This is a genomic window from Blautia sp. ZXY-1-B12 (assembly GCF_056339915.1).
In genome coordinates this window covers 1-4492 of the sequence record NZ_JBWJVP010000035.1, presented here as the reverse complement: position 1 = coordinate 4492, position 4492 = coordinate 1, and the positions used below count along the sequence as shown (strand labels likewise).

Genomic DNA, 4492 nt, shown 5'->3' with positions numbered 1-4492 from the left:
TGGATGTCCTCTTCTTTTACATTGTGACGTGTCAGCCCATCCATGGCACCACTTACCAGCTTGGAAGTTATAAATTCATTGAAGCGGGCTGCTACAATTCCTACTTTCATTCCATCTGATACTAAGTTTTCCTTCTAATGTTTTCATTTTTTCTGGTCCTTTCATCTGTAAATTTATATTTTTTAACCTGTACAGGTTTTTATATACGGTAAATTTTATTTTCGGGAACGTTATCGTTATATATGAAAATCCCCGCTGTATTTAATACTTCAGAATATGTCCCATTCGTAATTGTTTTGTCTTAAGATAACGCAGATCATACGCTGTGGCATTCATCTGTATCGGAACTCTCTGTTTGATCCTGATTCCAAATTCTTCCAACTGATAAACTTTATCCGGGTTATTTGTCAGCAGCCGCAGCTCTTTTACCCCAAGATTTCTCAGAATCTGCGCACCAATGTAGTATTCTCTTTCGTCTCCGGCAAATCCAAGTGCCAGATTTGCTTCCAGTGTATCCATTCCCTGTTCCTGAAGTTCATAGGCACGAAGTTTATTGATGAGTCCGATTCCTCTTCCTTCCTGTCTCATATAAAGGAGTATCCCTCTGCCTTCTTCCTCAATCTGGGCCATCGCCGCTGCAAACTGCTGTCCGCAGTCACAACGCTGTGATCCAAAAACGTCTCCTGTCAGGCACTCTGAATGCACACGGCACAGGACGTTTTCTCCATCTCCGATTTCACCTTTTACCAGTGCTACATGATGTTCCCCATTCAGGCGGTTTACAAATCCATACGCCATAAACTCTCCGTATCTGGTCGGCATTTTTGTGGTCGTCACGCGATCCACCAGAATATCATGGCATTTACGGTAATTCTGAATATCTTTAATTGTTATGAATTTAAGATTCCACTTTCCGGCAAGTTCCCGTAACTCAGAAGTCCGCATCATAGTGCCGTCTTCTCTCATAATTTCACAGCACAGCCCGCACTGTTTTAACCCTGCAAGTCTGCACAGGTCTACAGTTGCCTCTGTATGTCCGTTTCTTTCCAGAACACCGTTCTTCTTCGCCAGAAGTGGAAACATATGTCCGGGGCGTCTGAAATCTTCGGGTTTTGCATTCTCATCCACACATTTCATGGCAGTAACAGAACGTTCTGCCGCAGAGATTCCTGTAGTGGTGCTGATATGGTCTACGGAAACAGTAAAAGCAGTTTCGTGATTATCTGAATTTTCTGCTACCATCTGCGGGAACTGCCAGTTTTCTTACATATTCCTCAGACATTGGCATACAGATAAGTCCTTTTCCGTGAGTTGCCATAAAGTTAATATTTTCTGTTGTGGCAAACTCTGCTGCACAGATAAAATCTCCTTCATTCTCTCTGTCCGGATCATCCGTTACCAGAATAATTTTTCCATTCCGAAGTTCTTCCAGAGCTTCTTCTACTGAATCAAATCCGTTCATTTTTTCTCTCCTTATGCAATGTATTTTCTGATACAATATATTTTTCTGTTGTTAAGAGGGCAAAATCATTCGTATTGGCTGCTTATCTGGTTCGTGTCAGGCAGATAAAACATCCACTGTACAGTTCTGCATCAATCGAATAACAGCTTTGTGGTTAATTCTGTCAAAAGCCATACTTATTCAGAAAATCCCGTGTAATATTACTTTTTATCGGCTGTTCTTTCACAGGCGTTATTAATTTTTCCACGTATTTTCCAATTATGTCTGTCTCCAGATTAACGATATCTCCTTCTTTGCGTTCTCCGAGGACTGTAATCTTTACTGTATGAGGAATTGCAGAAATGGAAAAGTCTGTTTCTGAGACTTTTGCCACTGTAAGACTGATTCCATCAACTGTTACAGAACCTTTTGTCACAATATATTTCATAATTTGTGGTGAAGCCTGAATGGTGTACCAGACAGCATTATCATCTCTGCGAATTTCCGTGATTTTTCCTGTTCCATCCACATGCCCGGCAACAATGTGTCCTCCAAATCTTCCATTTGCAGGCATTGCCCTTTCCAGATTTACATGCTGTCCCAAAGAAAGCTGAATCAGCGCAGAACGATTCAATGTCTCATGCATCACATCTGCTGTAAAACCATCTTCCAGACATGCAGTTACAGTGAGGCAGATTCCATTTACAGCTACACTGTCCCCTGTTTTCAGATCATCCAGAATTTTCTCTGCCCGTATCGTAAATACTGCTGAATTTGCTCCTTTTTTTATTTTTTTCACAGTTCCCAGTTCTTCAACAATTCCCGTGAACATTACTCTTCACCTCACTCTCTATAAGAAAATCATCTCCTATTCTGATTATTTCGCTGTTTTTTAATAATATTGCGCTGGCAGGATCAGGAAATCCTTTTCCTTCTATCGGTGTCTTTGCACTTTCTCCCCCAAAAAGTTTGGGTGCTATATAGGTCTGGACTTTCTGAACAATACCGCTTTCGAGTGCTGACCAGTTTAAAGTGCCTCCTCCTTCCAGTAAGATACTGTCTATCTTTGCAGCTCCCAGAAGTTCCATTAGTCTGTTTAAATCTATGTGTCCGTTTTTTTCCGGGACATCCAGAACTTTACATCCCATATCTTCATAATTCTTTATCTTCTGCTGGTCTTTACTGCTGGTTGCAATGATTGTAGGAATTGTCGCTGCTGTTCTTATAATCTTAGATGTCAGTGGTGTTCTCAGATGGGAATCGCAGATAATACGCACAGGATTTCTGCTGTTTTCCAGTCTGCCAGGTAAGCATCGGATCATCTGCCACGCACAGTTCCCACCCCAACCATAATTCCTGTATATTTCAGTCGCTGTTTCTGTACATGAATTCTGGCAGCTTCTCCTGTCACCCATTTGGATTCTCCTGTATAAGCGGCAATTTTTCCATCCATAGTCATTGCATATTTCATGACCACATACGGTTTTTTATTTTGGATGTAATAAAAGAATGCTTCATTCAATTTATCACACTCTTCTTTTAAAATATTTTCTGTTACTTCAATTCCATGATCCTTCAAAATCCGGATTCCTTTTCCTGCAACCAGTGGATTAGGATCTGATGATCCGATGATCACGCGTCTGATTCCGGCCTCCAGGATTGCATTCACGCATGGAGGCTGTTTTCCATAATGGCAGCAGGGCTCTAAAGTAACATATATAGATGCTCCTTCAGGTTCTTCCGTACATGCTGCCAGAGCTTCTCTCTCCGCATGGAGTTCACCGTATTTTCTGTGATATCCCTGACCGATGATCCTTCCGTTTTTAACGATCACAGCACCTACCATCGGATTAGGTGCTGTAAAACCCATTCCTTTTTGCGCCAGTTCCAAAGCCATTTTCATGTACTGCCTGTCCTGTTCCATATCCGTTATATTTTTCAATCCATCATCTCCTGCTCTTTTATAAAAATCCCATAAAATAAAGCCCCGGTGTTTTTTCAACATCCAGGGCTTGGTAATTAATATTTGATATGAATTATCTTCCGATGAATCTGACTCTTTATTTCATCACTGAAATCACTTTAATTGATATAAAAAAGCTCTGGAATAAATTAATTATTCCAGAGCAGTCAGCTTTCACAGATCAGTTAATTCTTCTGTATCTCTACTGTTATCCTCTTTCATCCAGACTGTACTGTCGGCTTCGGAATCGCACCGAATCATGCCTTATGGCTCGTGGGCTTTACCACCGGTAGGGAATTGCACCCTGCCCTGAAGATCTTATTTTATTTTTATCAGCAATTTTTGCGATTTATCTTGCTGATATCTGACAGTATACTCTCAACTTTTATCTCTGTCAAGATTTTTTTCAGGAAAGTAACCCTCTTACCATCTCTGCATTAAATGTCACACCTGTCAGGTGATCTACTTCAATCTGGTACAGGGCATTGGCTGCGATATGCTCTGCTGCCTGTTCCAGATCACGAATACCGCTTGTATTTTTATGCAATTCAACGATGGCATTCAGACCCTCTTCTGTTACTACGCATTCTTCTGCCTTGAGGCTCATGCGTTTCAGAACTTTCGGAAGAACATATTTGGAGAAGATGATCTTCTTCTCTTCTGATGTATAATCCGGGATATCGATCACCGCAAAACGAGACATAAGAGGTGCGCTGATCTGGGATTTATCGTTTGCCGTAGCAATGGGATAAACGCCCACTGTGGGCACCATACATTCCATATAGTTATCTGTAAATCCAAGGTTGTCAAGCAGAGTAAGAAGTACGTCCGCAGGGTTTCCGTTGCCCTTACCTGACGCTGCTTTATCAAGCTCGTTGATAATAAATACAAGGTTGGATTCTCCTGCTGCTGCTGAGAAAGCTTCCATGATGATTCCGGGCTTTGCGTTTCCATAGATTCTGGAACTTCCTGTAAGCTGTTCCGGATCATTGATGGAACTCATGTCCAGAGTTGTCCAAGGCAGTTTCAGGATACGGGCAACTGCGTATGCAATCTGGGATTTACCTGTACCTGCAGGGCCTACAAGG

Annotated in this window: 2 protein-coding genes, 3 pseudogenes and 1 riboswitch; all 5 genes and pseudogenes read right to left on the bottom strand. The window is 41.6% G+C overall.

Translation table 11 applies throughout. The features are described 5' to 3' along the window. Positions 1 to 147: pseudogene (locus AC075L_RS03030) on the bottom strand (6,7-dimethyl-8-ribityllumazine synthase); the annotation flags it as partial. A gap of 114 nt (positions 148 to 261) precedes the next feature. Then, a pseudogene (locus tag AC075L_RS03025) lies at positions 262 to 1462 on the bottom strand (bifunctional 3,4-dihydroxy-2-butanone-4-phosphate synthase/GTP cyclohydrolase II). A gap of 163 nt (positions 1463 to 1625) precedes the next feature. Continuing rightward, entirely contained in the window at positions 1626 to 2273 is a 648-nt protein-coding gene (ribE, locus tag AC075L_RS03020) for a riboflavin synthase (protein ID WP_008704016.1), read from the bottom strand. After that, positions 2254 to 3365: pseudogene (gene ribD, locus AC075L_RS03015) on the bottom strand (bifunctional diaminohydroxyphosphoribosylaminopyrimidine deaminase/5-amino-6-(5-phosphoribosylamino)uracil reductase RibD). Before ribD ends, ribE begins: the two are co-directional and overlap by 20 nt. Before the next feature lie 245 nt (positions 3366 to 3610). Further along, a riboswitch (FMN riboswitch) is annotated at positions 3611 to 3725 on the bottom strand. 85 nt (positions 3726 to 3810) lie between these two features. After that, the coding region (locus tag AC075L_RS03010) for an AAA family ATPase (protein WP_476387109.1) at positions 3811 to 4492 on the bottom strand (682 nt) is incomplete at its 5' end.

Excerpts from the sequence above, each read along its gene's own strand:
- ribE (WP_008704016.1), bottom strand. The coding sequence starts at position 2,273 with ATGTTCACGGGAATTGTTGAAGAACTGGGAACTGTGAAAAAAATAAAA.